Raw genomic sequence first — 1,211 nt, forward strand, 5'->3', positions numbered from 1 at the left:
TTGTTATTAGTGGATATTTAATTACGACAATAATAATGAAGGAAATGGCGCAAGGCGACTTCAGTCTAACGAGGTTCTATGAAAGAAGAGCTAGAAGGATTTTACCTGCACTGTTTCTAGTCGTTTTAGCTTCATTTCCTTTTGCATGGTATTGTTTATCACCAAGTGAATTGAAAGACTTCTCGAATAGTCTTGTAGGCGTTGCTACGTTTTCTTCTAATATTCTATTTTGGAGAGAAAGTGGTTACTTTGATACAGCTGCGGAGTTAAAGCCTCTATTACATACATGGAGTTTGGCTGTAGAGGAGCAATATTATATTTTCTTTCCAGTGCTGTTGTTGCTGATACAGAAATTTTGTAACAGGTTACTTGTTTTCCTATTATTTATCATTTCATTTGGCAGCCTTTTATTAGCCAACTGGGCTGTGGACAAATATCCTTCTGGTGCATTTTTCCTCCTGCCGATGCGGGCTTGGGAGCTCATGATTGGTGTATTCTGTGCCATATATCTAATCCGGGGTGAGTGGAATTTACCCAAGTTGTTTTATAATGTAGCGAGTTTAATTGGATTGCTATCTATTGTGATGGCTATTTTATTCTTTGATGAAAGTACTCCAACACCTAGTTATTATACGCTGCTGCCGACTATAGGCACTGCACTTATAATTTTATTTACTAGGGCTGAAACACTTACATTCAAGTTACTAAGCTTTAAACCCGCAGTTAGCATTGGTCTAATTTCGTATTCTGCTTATCTCTGGCATCAACCCGTCTTAGCGTTTGCTAGGTATTACTTGATAGATAGTTTAACCACTCTTGTTCTATCTCTGTTATGCTGTTTATCATTCATAATGGCCTACTTTTCATGGCGTTATGTTGAAAAACCATTTCGTCGTGGTACGCGTTTCAATCAAAATCGAGTCTTATGGGTATCTTCTGCCTCACTAATCTTTCTCGGTGCATTAGGGAGCTACGGGAATATAAGCAACGGATTCTACGATAATAGGGTTGAGTATCCAGTCGTTGTTAATTCAGAATTGTTGAAACTTGCTGGAGAAGACCGGCAGAAAGCGATAAGAGCTGGTGAGTGTCACTTTAATAGGCTTGGGAAGTACACCGATATCGATTCCTTTATAGATAATTGGCAGTGTCATTCTAGTTCTAAAAGCGATGATGTCTCCAATATACTGGTATTTGGAGACAGTCACAGT

General features: G+C 38.6%; 1 protein-coding gene. It reads left to right on the forward strand.

Annotated features, from left to right (window positions below; translation table 11 throughout):
- Positions 1-5: 5 nt before the first annotated feature.
- A partial coding sequence (locus A3735_RS03825; protein WP_255375132.1) for an acyltransferase occupies positions 6-1,211 on the forward strand: 1,206 nt, incomplete at its 3' end.

Source organism: Oleiphilus sp. HI0061 (assembly GCF_001635675.1).